At 60.5% G+C, this 15650-nt stretch carries 14 protein-coding genes; 7 read left to right on the top strand and 7 right to left on the bottom strand.

What is annotated here, in order from left to right; all coding sequences use genetic code 11:
- Positions 1-55 precede the first annotated feature (55 nt).
- Together gloA and OO306_RS00285 are read right to left on the bottom strand one after the other, a co-directional pair.
- Positions 56-583, bottom strand: a complete 528-nt coding sequence (gloA, locus tag OO306_RS00290; RefSeq protein WP_027593726.1) for a lactoylglutathione lyase — start codon at positions 581-583, stop codon at positions 56-58.
- A gap of 221 nt (positions 584-804) precedes the next feature.
- Positions 805-1164, bottom strand: a complete 360-nt coding sequence (locus OO306_RS00285; protein ID WP_238212287.1) for a histone-like nucleoid-structuring protein, MvaT/MvaU family — start codon at positions 1162-1164, stop codon at positions 805-807.
- A gap of 360 nt (positions 1165-1524) precedes the next feature.
- Between OO306_RS00285 and OO306_RS00280 the strand changes: the two genes are divergently transcribed.
- A complete protein-coding gene (locus OO306_RS00280; protein ID WP_265967345.1) occupies positions 1525-2814 on the top strand; it encodes an OprD family porin in 1290 nt (429 codons plus the stop codon).
- Positions 2815-2905: 91 nt separating this feature from the next.
- Here the strand turns inward: OO306_RS00280 and OO306_RS00275 are convergent, their stop codons facing one another.
- Complete coding sequence (locus tag OO306_RS00275) at positions 2906-4480, bottom strand: metallophosphoesterase (protein WP_265967344.1); 1575 nt, start codon at positions 4478-4480, stop codon at positions 2906-2908.
- A gap of 161 nt (positions 4481-4641) precedes the next feature.
- Here OO306_RS00275 and cobF point away from each other — a divergent pair, with 161 nt between their 5' ends.
- Positions 4642-5391, top strand: coding sequence for a precorrin-6A synthase (deacetylating) (gene cobF, locus OO306_RS00270; protein ID WP_027593723.1), 750 nt, complete (start codon positions 4642-4644; stop codon positions 5389-5391).
- A 167-nt stretch (positions 5392-5558) separates the two neighbouring features.
- On the opposite strand, the gene OO306_RS00265 is transcribed toward cobF, so the two are convergent.
- The gene (locus OO306_RS00265; RefSeq protein WP_265967343.1) at positions 5559-5909 is read right to left on the bottom strand and encodes a response regulator; all 351 of its coding nucleotides are present in this window, start codon (positions 5907-5909) and stop codon (positions 5559-5561) included.
- 249 nt (positions 5910-6158) lie between these two features.
- Between OO306_RS00265 and OO306_RS00260 the strand changes: the two genes are divergently transcribed.
- From OO306_RS00260 to OO306_RS00240, 5 genes are read left to right on the top strand one after another with little or no spacing between them, the layout of a single operon-like run.
- Entirely contained in the window at positions 6159-9626 is a 3468-nt protein-coding gene (locus OO306_RS00260; RefSeq protein ID WP_265967342.1) for a response regulator, read from the top strand.
- Positions 9623-10444, top strand: a complete 822-nt coding sequence (locus tag OO306_RS00255; RefSeq protein WP_027593720.1) for a protein-glutamate O-methyltransferase CheR — start codon at positions 9623-9625, stop codon at positions 10442-10444. Before OO306_RS00260 ends, OO306_RS00255 begins: the two co-directional genes overlap by 4 nt.
- Complete coding sequence (locus OO306_RS00250) at positions 10441-11016, top strand: chemotaxis protein CheB (RefSeq protein WP_265967341.1); 576 nt, start codon at positions 10441-10443, stop codon at positions 11014-11016. Before OO306_RS00255 ends, OO306_RS00250 begins: the two co-directional genes overlap by 4 nt.
- Complete coding sequence (locus OO306_RS00245; protein WP_099429782.1) at positions 11010-12236, top strand: hybrid sensor histidine kinase/response regulator; 1227 nt, start codon at positions 11010-11012, stop codon at positions 12234-12236. Before OO306_RS00250 ends, OO306_RS00245 begins: the two co-directional genes overlap by 7 nt.
- A gap of 44 nt (positions 12237-12280) precedes the next feature.
- Positions 12281-12658, top strand: a complete 378-nt coding sequence (locus tag OO306_RS00240) for a response regulator (RefSeq protein ID WP_099429781.1) — start codon at positions 12281-12283, stop codon at positions 12656-12658.
- Between the two features lie 192 nt (positions 12659-12850).
- Here OO306_RS00240 and OO306_RS00235 read toward each other — a convergent pair whose 3' ends face one another.
- The 3 genes from OO306_RS00235 to OO306_RS00225 are packed head-to-tail and all read right to left on the bottom strand — an operon-like array spanning position 12851 to position 15496.
- Positions 12851-13438, bottom strand: a complete 588-nt coding sequence (locus tag OO306_RS00235; RefSeq protein ID WP_265967340.1) for a TetR/AcrR family transcriptional regulator — start codon at positions 13436-13438, stop codon at positions 12851-12853.
- A 12-nt stretch (positions 13439-13450) separates the two neighbouring features.
- Positions 13451-14299 carry a 3-hydroxybutyryl-CoA dehydrogenase gene (locus OO306_RS00230; protein ID WP_027593715.1) on the bottom strand — a complete coding sequence of 283 codons (849 nt, stop codon included), beginning with the start codon at positions 14297-14299 and terminating at the stop codon, positions 13451-13453.
- Between the two features lie 12 nt (positions 14300-14311).
- Positions 14312-15496, bottom strand: coding sequence for an acetyl-CoA C-acyltransferase family protein (locus OO306_RS00225; protein WP_265967339.1), 1185 nt, complete (start codon positions 15494-15496; stop codon positions 14312-14314).
- Positions 15497-15650 lie beyond the last annotated feature (154 nt).

Below are 15650 nucleotides of genomic sequence, written 5' to 3'. Positions count from 1 at the left end.
ATACCACAGCAAGGGGCCGGGAGTTCCCGGCCCGACGAGCGAATAGCGTTGTGCCTCAGCCTTTGAGTTCGGTCGGCTGGATCACTTCGACCCAGTAACCGTCCGGGTCCTTGACGAAGGCCAGGTGATTCATGCGGCCATCCGCCAGGCGTTTCTGGAAGGGCACGTCGAGTGCTTCGAAGCGCGCACAGGCCTCACGCACGTCCGGCACCGAAACGCAGATATGGCCGAAACCGCGTGGGTCGGTGTTGCCGTTGTGGTAGGCAAAATCGGCGTCGTTTTCGGTGCCGTGGTTGTGGGTCAGCTCCAGAACGCCTGGGATCGACTTCATCCACTGGTGGCGCGCGGCGTCATCGGCAGGGATTTGCGCGGGGTCGACCAGGGCCAGGAAGTACAGGCTGAAGGCGGCTTCCGGGAAGTCGCGCTTGTCCACCAGGCGGAAGCCCAGAACACGGGTGTAGAAGTCCAGCGACTTCTCGATGTCCTTGACCCGCAGCATGGTGTGGTTGAAGACGAACTTGGAGGTGGCGGCATCCGGCTGCGCGGTGACGCCAGGCAGGGTTTGCAGATCGTGCAGGCTCATGGGAACTCCTGAGACGGGGCCGGTGCGCGGCACCGGCAAAACAGACAGGCTGGCCATGATACGGCAGTGAAGCGATTGCGCAAATGAAAGCGCCCTGCACGAGGCAGGGCGCTTGAATTAGAGGCCCGCATGTGCGGGCGCGTGGGGTCGCTAGTCCTTTAGCTGTCTCGATACTGAGCCAGCGCTTGTGAAAAAAGTGTGAAGTCCATGTGGACGTTTCATCAGCGTACCCAGCTTTCAACGGTGGCAGCGCCGTACTCTTCTTTCCAGGCTTTCAGCCCGCGATGGTTGCCGCCTTTGGTCTCGATCAGCTCGCCCGTGTGTGGGTTTTCATAGACCTTGACCACGCGTGGGCGGCGCTGTTGTTTGGGGGCTGCGGCAGCAGGGCGGGTGGCAGCCTTGGGGTCGAGGATGGCGATGATATCGCGCAGACCCTTGTCATAGCTTTTCATCAGGCCGACTAGTTTCTGCTCGAATTCGATTTCGCGTTTGAGGCCGGCATCCTTTTTCAGCGCTTCCAGTTGAGCCATTTGTTCCTGAAGCGCTTTTTCGGCAGCACGAAACTCTGCAAGTCTGGACACTGTAATCACTCCTGTACGTCTTTCGTGGCAGGGCGTGACGAACATTGAAGAAGAACAAAACGCCGGCCACGGGGGTGGGTTCCGCTGTTCGCTGATATCGAGTGTAGTCATTCATCGCTACTGGGTAAACTGCAAACTTTTTATAAGTAAGCACGGAACTTTACGGGTTTTCCATGCGCCAGTTTGTGACGACTTCGACGGGGCTGGCGAATGGCTCTAGACCAAGGTCCAATAGCCCGGAATAGAGCCTTTGAGCGATCATTTCAGATGATGCTCGGCCATTGTTCGAGCGTGTCGCAGTACCGCAGCAGGTGTTTGCTGCAGGTTGTTTTTCGCCTTTCTTTCTGGATATTTCCTCGCATGTTTGCCCCCCTCCCTCACGCCCCTGGGCGCCGTGTTGCCGGCCTGTTCCTTTTGTGTGCCGGCGTCAATGCCCAGGCCGCCGGTTTTCTTGAAGACAGCAGCGCCAAGGTCGAAGCGCGCAATGTCTACTTCAACCGGGATTTCCGTGACGGCCATAGCAGTTCCAGCCAGGGCGCGTCCAAGCGCGAAGAGTGGGCGCAAGGCTTTATTCTCAATGTTCAGTCGGGTTATACCCAAGGGCCGGTAGGGTTTGGCGTGGATGCGCTGGGCATGGTCGGCTTCAAACTCGATTCCAGCCCTGCGGACAGTAACAGCGGCCTGTTGCCGTCGTCTGGCCATGATCCACGGCACTCGGCCGATCAATACGCGAAGATGGGCTTGGCGGCCAAGGTCAAGGTGTCCAGCACCGTGCTCAAGTACGGCTCGATGATGCCGGATGTACCGTTGCTCAAGTACAACGATGGGCGCTTGTTGCCGACGATGTTCCATGGCGCGATGCTCACCTCTGAAGAAGTGCGCGACCTGAAGTTCACCCTGGCCCGCCTGGACAAGTACACCGCACGTGATTCCACCGATCGCCAGGACATTCGCGTGCACTGCAAGAACAAGCGCTATGCCTGCGACATCGAAGCCGACCACTTCGACCTGGCAGGCCTCGATTACCGTTTCAATGACCGGGTCAGCGCTCAGTATCAAGTGGCCAAGCTTGAAAACATCTATCGCCAGCACTTCCTTGGGCTGGTGGCTAGCCAGCCGTTGGCGGTAGGTAGCCTGTCGGCCGACTTGCGCGTGATCAAAAGCGACGACATCGGCAATGCCCGCGCTGGTGACATCGACCACCGCGCCTTCAGTGGCATGCTCGGCTACAGCCTGGGCGGCCATAAGGTCAGTGCCGGCTGGCAGCGCATGTACGGCGAAAGCGCCATGCCTTACCTGGATGGCAGCAACCCGTACCTGGTCAACTACGCCCAGGTCAACGACTTTGCCGCCGCCCAGGAGCGCTCCTGGCAGTTGCGCTACGACTATGACTTCAAGGCACTGGGTGTGCCTGGCCTGACCTTCTTCACCCGTTACATCAATGGCGATCACATCAAAGTCCCGGGCAGCACGGCCGAAGGCAAGGAATGGGAACGCGACACCGAGTTCAAGTACCAGGTGCAAAGTGGCACGTTCAAAGACGTCAGTGTGCGCCTGCGTAATTCCACCTACCGCAGCAACTATGAGAAGTGGGCGCGTGATATGGATGAGACCCGCGTCATTGTAAGTTACAACTTTTCTGTGTGGTGATATACGTGAGCCCAGGCTTGTATGACCTGGGCTCACCCCGCAGGGCTGATGCTTATCCTTGCGCCGCTAGCGCACAGGCCTGTAGGTTGGCTCAGGTGCCACAGCCTTGAAACATATTTTTCAGATCAAGGGTGGCATCCTGCCCATCCACAAGTCCGGCGGATTGGTAACGTACGTGAATACGCGTGTTCATGAAGTTGTCTGGTTCCGGAAATAGAATTTCACGAGAGCGACTTCCTTGAGCAGCGCCCCTAAGCTCACTTATGAAATTGCCTTGAAGCGTATAAAGCGCAACACGGAACCAGTAGTTGCCCGGCGCATAGTTAGGGTAGGGCGGGCTCCATTGAATGCGGAAGCTATTGTTGGGGTTGCCGGGTTCCCCTAGGCTCACATAACACACGTCTTTCGGGGACAACAGCGCATTCAAGGTAGTTGCTGTGCCGTCGTACGTCTTGACGGGGGTAGCACTGCCACTGTCATACACGCGAATGCGGTAGTTGTAGCGTGTGTAGGGCGTCAGGTTCTCAATGGTTACCTTTTTTCTGTTGTCTGAGCGCACGTACGGCTGCCCATCAATCGAAACTTCGAAATGGGAGATGTCGCGGTCCCGTACATGAAGTAACGGTAGTGTGAAGTCTAGCGATTCGGGCCAGGGTAAAATGGCCGGCTCTGGTACATAGAATCTAATAGGGATTGTCAAAAGGGGGCGCGTCAGCAGGGAATTATCCTTTGCCTGCTTAACCGTGAACGCATTGGCTTGAGGGTCAGCTTCACCGACCAAAAAGGTTTTAAAAATAGGGGAGCCAGAGTCCAGAACAGGCACATCACCCACCTTGCCTCGAAGGGCAAGCTCGTGTGTATGGCCCATGAAGATGGCCAGCACCTTGTATTTGTTCACCATTTCCTCGAACCGCGTTCGCTCGGCTGCGCTTCCCCATTGGCTGTCTGCGGTGGGGTGTCGATGCATGTTGATAATAATCAACTTGCCGGCTTCGTCAGCAATTTTTAGCTGGCTCTCCAACCAATCGAGAGAGGGTTTGATGTGAACGGTTTTATCCTCATAGTTAAACCAGCCGCTAAAGCTTTTTTTATACGCAAAATGGTTGTGTAGTTGAATAAACGCGAAATCTCCGAACGTTTTTCTGTAGGCCATGCTGCCGTGATATTTTTGCCAGGTAGGACTGTCATCGCCTTCTTGGTACTGGTCAAAAGCGTCCACATCCCAGCGCTTTATATCTTCGGTCAAGTGGGTGACGACGGAGAGCATGGCGCATTCATTGAGGCCGCAACTGTCGACGTTATTTTCATAGTCATGATTGCCCAGTCCATAATAAGTGCCAGGCAGCATCCGGCTACTCATGATGTTCCATTGGTACCGGTGGCCAAACTCAGTCACGTCGCCGTTGAGTATGATCGGTATGCCACCCCCATAGGCGTCTCGATAGGCCGTGATGGCAGCATTCTGCGCATCCAGAAGGGGTAACGACTCCCCGGGGTAATCAGAACCGCTGGGGGAGCGTGGGTATTGAGTGTCTGATTGGAAAACGAAGCGTTGCGTTACGGTGTCGACTTCTGCAAGCGCACAATTGTTAAGATACCCTGACAACAATAGGGTGCTTAGAAATACACGAGCGAGGGGTACTCGGCGTTTTTTAAGACTGAGCATATTTTAATCTCTTCGCGGAAGGTAGGCGAATGGTGAGTGCGCAGTCTGATAAAAGCCTGAGCCCTTTATAACTAGGAGTTGTAAGGGTTGACAGATTAAAAATTCTAATGATGGGTAGGGTGATTGGCGGTCGAATATTCAACAAGAAACAGGTCAAGACGATGAATACGATTTTACTAGTAGGAATCGGCGCCGGTGACCCGCGCCAAATTACCCTTGAAGCGGTCGAAGCACTCAGGCGAGCAACGGTTTTCTTCGTGCTTGATAAGGGCGGGGAGCGGCAGGCGTTGGCTCGAGCCCGCAAGGCCTTGGTCGATCACTATGTGCAGCCCGGCAGTTACCGGTGGGTACAAGTAGAAGATCCCTTTCGTGATGCAGATGCTATGGACTATGTCGCCGCCGTACAGGACTGGCACGTCCGTCGGGCGAGTCTGTATTCACGCCTATTGAGCGAGGAGTTGGGCCCCGATGATGTTGGCGCCTTTCTTCTCTGGGGCGACCCGAGCCTGTATGACAGTACGTTGAGAATTATTGAAAAGGTTCGTGAGCTGGGTGTGCGCGTACAGGTGGAGATTATCCCTGGCATCAGCAGCGTCCAGGCCCTGGCGGCCCGCCACCAAGTACCGCTCAATCGCATCGGTGAGCCGCTGACTGTACTGCCTGGGCGTCGCCTTGCCGAGCAGGAGCGTATCGACAATGTGGTGGTGATGCTCGACGGGCAGTGCGCGTTTGCCTCGCTGGATGACCCGGGTTTGATGATTTACTGGGGGGCTTACCTGGGCACCGCAGATGAGGTGCTGATTGCCGGGCCATTGCAAGCGGTGAAGGCGCAGATTCTGCAAGTGCGGGAGGAGGCGAGGACGCGCAAGGGGTGGATCATGGACACGTATCTGTTACGCCGCGAACTGTAGCTGGCTGCAGCCCCCACAGTCGTTAAAGACCTGTGGGAGCAACTGTCTTGTGGTGCTTGTGCCGGCCTCATCGCTGGCAAGCCAGCTCCCACAGGTGCGGCGCTAGCCTTTGAGGCTACACAGTTCGGGTGGGAGCGGGCTTGCCCGCGAAAGCCGCCACGCGGGCATCAGGCCGTACCGAGTATGTCCACCACCTTGTTGCGCAATTGCTCGATGCTGAACGGCTTGCCAATCAGGTGCATGCCCTCCGGCACGTTTACGTTCTCGGCATAACCGCTGGCAAACAACACCGGCAGCAGTGGACGAAGTTCGCGTGCGCGTTGCGCCAGCACTTCGCCGCGCATGTCCGGCAGGCCCACGTCTGTCATCATCAGCGCCAAGGCCTGCGCAGGGTCTTCGAGCACCCGCAGTGCTGCGGTGGCGTCTTCCGCTTCGATGACCGTGTAGCCCAACTCGTCGAGCACTTCGACCATCAGCATGCGTACGATGTCGTCGTCTTCGACTACCAGAAGATGCATGGTTTGGATCCTGTGAAAATGAATGTCTTTATTCTGTACGCCGGTCGACGGCAGAAGTTCCCGAGGATACCGATCCCTGCAATCAGATGGAACGATTCGCGCCTGCAACCTTCAAATGCTGGCTAAATGCCCTGCCAGAGCCAGCAAAGCTGGTTAGACTCGCTATTACCGGTGAGCGCGGCGGCAGACAATTATAACGGTCTTGGTGCCACACTTTTTCATGGATTCTTTTCGCTCGGGCGTTTTCAGATGATTCAAGTAGCCTCGATTGACCAGCAAAGCTTTCGCAAGCTGCTGAGTCGCAACATCGGCCTGCCCCTTGGGGTCGGCCTGCTGGGCGCAGTGGCGTTCGTCGCGGTGATCAACTACCTGCTCTCGGCCATGCAGTGGGTCGAGCATACGGACCGGGTGATCGGCAATGCCAACGAAACGGTCAAGCTGTCGATCGACATGGAAACCGGCATGCGCGGCTTCCTGATCACCGGCGACGAACGCTTTCTCGACCCTTACGAGGTGGCCAAGCCGAAAATTCTCGGCAGCCTGCAGAGCTTGCGCGGCATGGTCGAGGACAACCCGCAGCAGGTTGACCGTATTGATCGGCTGTTGGCCCTGCAAAAGGCCTGGAATGACTTCGGCAGCGAGATGATTACCCTGCGCCGCAGCGAGGGCAATTACCAGGCATCGATCGGCAATGGGCGCGGCAAGCGCATCACCGATGAAATCCGCAAGGAATTCGAAGGCCTGATCGACACTGAACAGCAACTGCGCATGGCCCGAAACGAGAAAGTCAGCTCGGTCACCGTGACCGCGATCTCGGCCTTCGTGCTGTTCATCGTCGGCCTCAGCGCCTTGCTGGCCTACCTCGGGCGCCGCGACCTGCTGGCGCTGTCGAGCAGCTATGACGAAAACCTGCAGGCCCAGCAGCGTGCGGCCGAGCGCCTGGAGCACCAGGCCTGGTTGCGTAATGGCCAGACCCAGTTGGCCCAGCAGGTGCTCGGGCAGCTGACCCTGCCCATGCTGGGCGACAATATCCTGCGCTTCTTTGCAACGTACTTGGGCAGCGTGGTGGGCGCGGTGTATGCGCGCGACGAACATGGCCGCCTGGTGCGTGTGGCCACCTATGGCCTGAGCGCCGAGGAGCAGGCCCGTGAGCAGATCAAAGGCGACCACGATGGCCTGTTGGCCCAGGCCGTGCGCGAAGGCCGGCTGTTGTGCCTCGACGACCTGCCCGAAGACTACTACCGCCTGAGCTCGGGCCTCGGCAATGGCTTGCCGCGCAGTGCATTGCTGATGCCCGCCACCGATGATGGGCAGATCAATGGTGTGATCGAGCTGGGCTTCCTGCGCCCCTTGCAGCCGCGCGATGAAGAGCTGATGGAGCGGGTCGGCGGCAACCTTGGCATGTCCATCGAGAGTGCGCGTTATCGCCAGCGCCTGCAGGAAGTGCTGGCCGAGACCCAGCAGTTGAACGAAGAGCTGCAAGTGCAGCAGGAAGAGCTGAAAACCGCCAACGAAGAACTCGAAGAGCAATCGCGGGTGCTCAAGGAATCCCAGGCCCACCTGGAAACTCAACAGGCCGAGCTTGAACAGACCAACGAACAACTGTCCGAGCGCACCGACGCCCTGGACCGCAAGAACGATGAACTCAGCCAGGCCCAGCAAGAGTTGCAGGCCCGCGCCGACGACCTGCAGCGTTCGAGCAAGTACAAGTCTGAGTTCCTCGCCAACATGTCCCACGAGCTGCGCACGCCGCTGAACAGTTCGTTGATCCTGGCCAAGTTGCTGGCCGAGAACGGCGAAGGCAACCTTAGCGCCGAGCAGGTCAAGTTCGCCGAATCGATCTACTCGGCGGGCAATGACCTGCTGAACCTGATCAACGACATTCTCGACATCGCCAAGGTCGAAGCCGGCAAGCTCGAAGTGCGCCCGGAGACCACTCAGCTGGAGCGCCTGGTCGAAGGCCTGCGCGGCATGTTCCTGCCGCTGGCCGAGCACAAAGGCCTGGTCTTCGAGGTCAAGGTCGAGCCGCAGGTGCCAGTGACGCTGTTCACCGACCGTCAACGGCTGGAGCAGATCCTCAAGAACCTGCTGTCCAACGCCATCAAGTTCACCGACCACGGCCAGGTCAGCATGACCATCAGCCACCAGGCGGGTACCGGCATCATCTTCGCCGTCCGTGACTCTGGTATCGGCATTGCCGCCGACCAGCAGCAGGCGATCTTCGGCGCCTTCCACCAGGTCGACGGCAGCAGCAACCGGCGTTATGGCGGCACCGGCCTGGGCCTGTCGATTTCGCGTGACCTGGCGCACCTGCTGGGCGGGCAGATCAACGTTGAGAGCAACCCGGGGCAGGGCAGCGTGTTCAGCCTGGTCATGCCCGAACGCTACGAACATGAGGGCGAGGAAGTCGAGGCCCTGAGCCTGCGCCCTGCGGTAGACACTCTGCCGCCAGCGCCCAAGGCGTCCAACGCCGTGGCGCCGAAACTGCCGGCACCGACCTTCGCCGATGACCGCGAGCGGGCCCCCTTCAATAACCGCTGCATCCTGGTGATCGAGGACGAGCCGAACTTCGCCCGCATCCTCTTCGACCTGGCCCACGAGCTGGGTTACAGCTGCCTGGTGGCGCATGGCGCCGACGAGGGCTTTGCGCTGGCGTCCCAGTACATCCCCGATGCCATCCTGCTGGACATGCGCCTGCCCGATCATTCTGGCCTCACCGTGCTGCAGCGCCTCAAGGAGCTGGCCGGCACGCGGCACATCCCGGTGCACATCATTTCGGTAGAGGATCGCGTCGAAGCGGCCATGCACATGGGCGCCGTGGGCTACGCGGTCAAGCCGGCCAGCCGCGAAGAACTCAAGGAAGTGTTCGCCCGCCTGGAAGCCAAGCTGACCCAGAAGCTCAAGCACATCCTGCTGGTGGAGGACGACGACCTGCAGCGCGAGAGCATTGCCCGCCTGATCGGCGATGACGATGTCGAGATCACCGCCGTGGCCATGGCCCAGGACGCCTTGGCGCTGCTGCGCGAGAACATCTACGACTGCATGATCATCGACCTCAAGCTGCCCGACATGCTCGGCAACGAGCTGCTCAAGCGCATGACTGCCGAGGACATCCGGTCATTCCCGCCGGTGATCGTCTACACCGGGCGCAACCTCACCCGCGAAGAAGAAACCGACCTGCTCAAGTATTCGCGCTCGATCATCATCAAGGGCGCCCGTTCGCCGGAGCGCCTGCTCGACGAAGTGACGCTGTTCCTGCACAAAGTCGAATCGCAGTTGTCCCATGAGCGCCAGCGCATGCTCAAGACCGCGCGCAGCCGCGACAAGGTCTTCGAGGGGCGCAAAGTGCTGCTAGTGGATGACGATGTGCGTAATATCTTCGCCCTCACCAGTGCCCTGGAGCACAAGGGCGCCATCGTCGAGATCGGCCGTAATGGGCGTGAAGCCATCGAGCGCCTGGAGCAGCATGACGACATCGACTTGGTGCTGATGGATGTGATGATGCCGGAGATGGACGGCTTCGAGGCTACCCGGCTGATCCGCCAGCAACCGCGCTGGCGCAAGCTGCCGATCATCGCCGTGACCGCCAAGGCGATGAAGGATGACCAGCAGCGTTGCCTGCAGGCTGGCGCCAATGATTACCTGGCCAAACCGATCGACCTGGACCGCCTGTTCTCGTTGATCCGTGTATGGCTGCCGCAACTGGAGCGAATTTGACTAGCGAGCGCAACACCGACATCGAGATCCGGCTGCTGATCGAGGCGATCTACCTCAAGTACAGCTACGATTTCCGCAACTACTCCGGCGCTTCGATCAAGCGCCGGATCCTGCATGCCCTGCGCCAGTTCGACTGCCTGACGGTGTCGGCGTTGCAAGAGCGGGTGCTGCACGACCCGGGCATGTTCATGCAGTTGTTGCAGTTCCTGACGATCCCGGTCAGCGAGATGTTCCGCGACCCGAGCCACTTCCTGGCCCTGCGCAATGAAGTGGTGCCGCTGTTGCGGACCTGGCCGTCGATCAAGATCTGGGTCGCGGGCTGCAGCACCGGTGAAGAGGTGTACTCGATGGCCATCCTGCTGCGTGAGGAAGGCCTGCTTGAGCGCACCATCATTTATGCCACCGACATCAACCCGCATTCGCTGGACCGGGCCAAGCAGGGTATCTACTCGATGCAAAGCATGCGCGAGTATGAAGAAAACTACCGCCTGGCCGGTGGCCGCCGTGACTTTGCCGAGTACTACACCGCTGCCTATGGCAACGCCATCATGGACAGCAGCCTGCGCGACAACGTGACCTTCGCCGACCACAGCCTGGCCACCGACAGCGTGTTCTCCGAGACCCAGCTGGTGTCGTGCCGAAATGTGCTGATCTACTTCAACAAAGACCTGCAAGACCGGGCCTTGGGCCTGTTTCATGAATCGCTCTGCCACCGGGGCTTCCTGGTGTTGGGCAGCAAGGAGTCGGTAGACTTTTCGGCCTACAGCCAGCGTTTCGAGCCGCTGGTGAAGCCGGAACGGATCTACCGTAAGACATGAACGGCGCTCGGGCAGTGGTGATGGGGGCCTCGGCTGGCGGGGTGGCGGCCTTTTTCCAGGTGCTCGGTGCGCTGCCGTCGGCGTTCGCCATCCCGGTATTGTGCGTGCTGCACTTGCCGGACGGGCGGCACAGCCAGCTGGCCGAAGTGCTGCAGCGGCGGCTGCAGCGCCCCGTGCGCGAGGCCAGTGACAAGGAACGGATCAGCGCTGGGATGATCTACGTTGCTGGGCCGGGGTACCACCTCTCGGTGGAGCGTGACCTGACGCTGTCGTTGAGCCAGGAAGCGCCGGTGCACTTCTCGCGCCCGGCCATCGACTTCCTGTTCATGTCGGCGTCCGATGCCTACGGCGCCAGCCTGCTTGGCGTGCTGCTGACCGGTGCCAATGAGGATGGCGCCGCGGGCCTGGCCTACATCAACAACAATGGGGGCCGCACGATTGTTCAGGACCCCCGCGACGCACAGGTCGCGCTGATGCCGGAAGCCGCCTTGGCCCTGCACCAGCCCGACCATATCCTTACTCTGAGTGGTATCGGGCAATTGCTCGCGACCCTGGAAAAAAGCGCATGCTAAGCCACACCATCGCCAAACTGCTGATCGTCGACGACCTGCCGGAAAACCTGCTGGCGCTCGATGCCCTGATCCAGGGCGAAGACCGCGAGGTGCACCAGGCCCAGTCTGCGGAAGCGGCGTTGTCGCTGCTGCTGGAGCACGAATTTGCGCTGGCCATCCTCGATGTGCAAATGCCAGGCATGAATGGTTTCGAGCTGGCCGAGTTGATGCGCGGCACGGAAAAGACCAAGAACATCCCCATCGTGTTCGTCAGTGCGGCGGGGCGCGAGATGAATTACGCCTTCAAGGGCTATGAAAGCGGGGCCGTGGACTTTTTGCACAAGCCGCTCGACACCTTGGCAGTGAAGAGCAAGGTCTCGGTGTTCGTCGACCTGTTCCGCCAGCGCAAGGTGCTTGGTCGGCAACTGGAAGCCCTGGAGCGTAGCCGTCAGGAGCAGGAGGTGCTGCTGGGCCAGTTGGAGCTGGCGCGGTGCGAGCTGGAGCATGCGGTGCGCATGCGCGACGACTTCATGTCAATCGTCTCCCACGAAGTGCGTACGCCACTCAATGGCCTGATTCTGGAAACCCAGCTGCGCAAGATGCACCTGGCACGGGGCAACCTGGAGGCCTTCAGCGCAGACAAGCTGCAGGCCATGGTCGAGCGTGACGAGCGGCAGATCAACAGCCTGATCCGGCTGATTGAAGACATGCTGGACGTCTCGCGCATCCGCACCGGCAAGTTGTCGCTGCGGCCCAGGGTGTTCGATATCGGCCAACTGGTGCGCGGCCTGGTGGAAAACTTCAGCGCCCAGGCCACCGCGCTGGAAACCCATATCGCGCTGCAACGTTGTGAAACGTTGCAGGGTGAGTGGGACGAATTTCGGATTGAACAAGTGGTGGCCAACCTGTTGTCCAATGCCTTGCGTTACGGTGAACGAAAACCGGTGCAGGTGCGGGTGTTCGCTGAGGACGGCATGGCCTGGGTGCAGGTGCAGGATCACGGCATTGGCATCAGCGCCGTCAACCAGCAGCGCATTTTCCAGCAGTTCGAGCGGGTCGCAGCACACCAGGCCAGCGGCGGGCTGGGGTTGGGGCTGTACATCTCCGAGCAGATCGTCCAGGCCCACGGCGGGCGGATTCTGGTGGACAGCGAGGAAGGCGAGGGCGCCACATTCACGTTGCAATTGCCGCTGGCAACGTTCAAAGAACAAAACGACCAGGCGCGGGCAACCTCTGCGTAAGCCTGGGGTCAGATGGCCAACTGTAAGAATTTCAAGGCGTTATCATGAGTGAAGATGCACAAGATGTGGTGCTGGTGGTCGAGGACGAGCCGGCGATTCGGATGATTTTGCGCGACTACCTGGCCGGCGAGGGGTATCACGTGCTGGTGGCCGAAGACGGCGAGCAGGCGTTCAAGATCCTGGCGAGCAAGCCGCACCTGGACCTGATGGTCACCGATTTTCGATTGCCAGGGGGCATCTCTGGGGTGGATATCGCCGAGCCCGCGGTAAAACTGCGGCCGGAGCTGAAGGTGATTTTCATCAGTGGCTACCCGGCGGAGATTCTCGAATCGGGCAGCCCGATCACGCGCAAGGCGCCGATCCTGGCCAAGCCGTTCGACCTGGATACCCTGCACGAGCAGATCCAGGCCCTGTTGCGCTGAGGCTGCCCGGATGTAGGAGCAGCCTTGTGCTGCGAAGAGGCCATTGCAGCCACAGAAAAGCTGGTGCCCATGCCGGCCTCTTCGCAGCACAAGGCTGCTCCTACAAAAGCGTGCGCGATTGCAGCCATAGAGAAGTAGGTGCCCTTGCCGGCCTCTTCGCAGCGCAAGGCTGCTCCTACAACAGCGTGAACGTTAGCGCAGGGTTCGCTCGATGCCTCCCAGCAACAGGCTTTCCATCAACCCTAGTCCTTCGCCTTCCGGCAGGCGCCGCGCCTGCAGCAGCCCTGGCAACTGGTTGAGCAGCGTCGCCAGCACATGCGCGGTCGCCGCCAGTGCTTCGCCTTTGAGGCTTGCCCGCGGTGCAATCAGGTGCAGCACCCCGGTTTCGTAACGCCTGCGCAGCAGCAGCAGGCGCGCCTGTTGCGCTTCGCTCAAACAGCAAAAATCCCGCTCTGCCAGGCGAAACTGCAACGGCCGCTCGGCATGCAACTGCCAATGCGCCGCAATCAGGCACGACAACGCCGAACCACCCCGTGCCATGGCCCTGCGCCCAAGGTCCAGGGTCGCCTGCAGCTCCTCGTACAACTCTTCGATCAAGTCGTACAGCAGGTCCTGCTTGCTGGGGAAGTGGTGATACAGCGAGCCCGCGGTCAGCCCGACGTGGGCCGCCAGTTCACGCATGCTGACCTGGCCGAAGCCCTTTTCGGCAAACAGCGCCATGGCCCGGTCACGTCGCTCTTCAAAATTGGCACAGCGCATTGCAGCGTTGACCGGGGGCATGGCACTTGCTCCTCAATAAGTGAAGAAACCGCGGCCGCTCTTGCGCCCCAGCCAACCGGCCGCGACCATTTCCTTGAGCAACGGCGCTGGGCGGTACTTGCTGTCACTGAAGCCCTCATGGAAGGCCTCCATGATTGCCAGCAGGGTATCCAGGCCGATCAGGTCGGCCAGTGCCAGTGGGCCGATCGGCTGGTTGCAGCCCAGGCGCATGCCAGTGTCGATGTCCTCGGCACTGGCCAGGCCTTCCTGGCGCACGAAGATCGCTTCGTTGATCATCGGCACCAGAATGCGGTTGACCACAAAACCTGGGCGATTGCCGGCGCTGATCGGGGTCTTGCCCACCTTCTCGGTCACCAGCAGGGCCTGGGCATAGGTGCTGTCGCTGGTCTGCAGGCCACGGATGATCTCGACCAGGGCCATCATCGGCACCGGGTTGAAGAAGTGCACACCGATGAACCGCTCGGGGTGCTCGATGCTCGCGGCCAATTGCGTGACCGACAGCGACGAGGTGTTGGTGGCGATCAGGCAGTCGGCGGCCACGCTGGCAGCCACTTGCTGAAGGATGCGCTGCTTGAGCTGCAGGTTTTCGGTGGCTGCCTCGATCACCAACTGCGCGCCACTGAGTTGCGCGTAGTCGGTGCTGGTGCGGATGCGGGCTTTCGCCGCCTCGGCCTTTTCGGCGTCGAGCGTGCCTTTGCTGACCTGGCGCTCGAGGTTCTTGCGCAAGGTGGCCACGCCACGCTCCAGCGCGGCATCGGAAACGTCCACCAGCAGCACGTGGTAGCCCGCCACGGCGCACACCTGGGCAATGCCGTTGCCCATGGTGCCCGCGCCGATCACGGCAATCTGTTCGATGTTCATGTGTCAGCTTCCTCAAACGCGCTCGAAGACCACGGCGATGCCTTGGCCGCCGCCAATGCACATGGTGGCCAGGGCGTAGCGGCCCTGAATGCGGTGCAGTTCATGGATGGCCTTAGTGGCGATGATCGCGCCGGTGGCGCCGACCGGGTGGCCGAGGGAGATACCCGAACCGTTCGGGTTGACCTTTTCCGGGTCGAAGCCGAGCTCGCGGGCCACGGCGCAGGCCTGGGCGGCGAAGGCTTCGTTGGACTCGATCACGTCCAGGTCCTGGATGCTAAGGCCGGTTTTTTCCAGCACCTTGCGGGTTGCCGGGATCGGCCCCAGGCCCATCAGCTCGGGCTCGACGCCGGCATGGGCGTAGCCCACCAGGCGTGCCAGCGGTTTCAGGCCCAGGCGGCGCACGGCGTCACCATTGGCCAGCACCAGGCCTGCCGCGCCGTCGTTGATGCCACTGGCATTGCCGGCGGTGACGGTGCCGTCTTTCTTGAACACCGTCTTCATGCCGGCCAGCTGCTCGGCGGTGACATCGCCACGCACGTGCTCGTCGACGCTGAACTGTACGCTGCCTTTGCGGGTTTTCAGTTCCAGCGGGACGATTTGACTGGTGAAGCGGCCTTCGGCAATGGCACGTGCAGCGCTGCGCTGGCTGGTCAGGGCCAGTTCGTCCTGCATTTCACGGGTGATGCCGTGCTTGGCCGAGACGTTTTCGGCCGTGATGCCCATGTGGAAGTGTTCGAAGGGGTCTTGCAGCACGCCGACCGTGTAGTCGATGCCTTGCAGGTCGCCCATGCGTGCGCCCCAGCGGGCTTGTGGCAGCAGGTACGGGCCGCGGCTCATGGACTCGGCGCCCGCCGCCAGGGCCACATCGGTGTCGCCGAGCAGCAGGCACTGTGCCGCCGAGACAATGGCCTGCAGGCCCGAGCCGCACAGGCGGTTGACGTTGAACGCCGGGGTTTCCTTGGGGATGCCAGCGTTCATCGCTGCAACCCGCGCCAGGTAGGCATCACGGGGCTCGGTGGGGATCACGCTGCCCATCACCACATGGCCGATTTGCCCGGCGTCCACGCCCGCGCGTTCGATGGCGGCACGGGTTACGGCGGTGGCGAGGTCGGCCAGCGGCAGGTCCTTGAGGGAACCGCCAAAGCCACCAATGGCTGAACGGACGGCACTGACGACGTAAATTTCTGCGCTGCTCATAGGGGCTCCGATTGCGAAGGCATGGCGGGACCGGGCCTGGCTCTGCGAGAATGGCGGGCGATCCCTTCGTTCATCCGAGTCTAGGCAAAGGCTCTGTCAGAGCCTATGCCGGATCTGTTCAATCAACCTGGCACTTTTTGCCACTCAGCATAGA

The sequence above is a fragment of the Pseudomonas sp. DCB_AW genome, from assembly GCF_026240895.1.
GTDB classification, from domain to species: Bacteria; Pseudomonadota; Gammaproteobacteria; order Pseudomonadales; family Pseudomonadaceae; genus Aquipseudomonas; species Aquipseudomonas kermanshahensis.
This window is presented reverse-complemented; position numbering and strand designations above follow the sequence as displayed.

Bases quoted from the DNA above. Each gene is read 5' to 3' on its own strand.
- OO306_RS00245 (WP_099429782.1), top strand. From the start codon at position 11,010: ATGCTAAGCCACACCATCGCCAAACTGCTGATCGTCGACGACCTGCCG.
- gloA (WP_027593726.1), bottom strand. From the start codon at position 583: ATGAGCCTGCACGATCTGCAAACCCTGCCTGGCGTCACCGCGCAGCCG.
- cobF (WP_027593723.1), top strand. From the start codon at position 4,642: ATGAATACGATTTTACTAGTAGGAATCGGCGCCGGTGACCCGCGCCAA.
- OO306_RS00280 (WP_265967345.1), top strand. From the start codon at position 1,525: ATGTTTGCCCCCCTCCCTCACGCCCCTGGGCGCCGTGTTGCCGGCCTG.
- OO306_RS00235 (WP_265967340.1), bottom strand. From the start codon at position 13,438: ATGCCCCCGGTCAACGCTGCAATGCGCTGTGCCAATTTTGAAGAGCGA.
- OO306_RS00230 (WP_027593715.1), bottom strand. From the start codon at position 14,299: ATGAACATCGAACAGATTGCCGTGATCGGCGCGGGCACCATGGGCAAC.
- OO306_RS00250 (WP_265967341.1), top strand. From the start codon at position 10,441: ATGAACGGCGCTCGGGCAGTGGTGATGGGGGCCTCGGCTGGCGGGGTG.
- OO306_RS00225 (WP_265967339.1), bottom strand. From the start codon at position 15,496: ATGAGCAGCGCAGAAATTTACGTCGTCAGTGCCGTCCGTTCAGCCATT.
- OO306_RS00260 (WP_265967342.1), top strand. From the start codon at position 6,159: ATGATTCAAGTAGCCTCGATTGACCAGCAAAGCTTTCGCAAGCTGCTG.
- OO306_RS00275 (WP_265967344.1), bottom strand. From the start codon at position 4,480: ATGCTCAGTCTTAAAAAACGCCGAGTACCCCTCGCTCGTGTATTTCTA.
- OO306_RS00240 (WP_099429781.1), top strand. From the start codon at position 12,281: ATGAGTGAAGATGCACAAGATGTGGTGCTGGTGGTCGAGGACGAGCCG.
- OO306_RS00265 (WP_265967343.1), bottom strand. From the start codon at position 5,909: ATGCATCTTCTGGTAGTCGAAGACGACGACATCGTACGCATGCTGATG.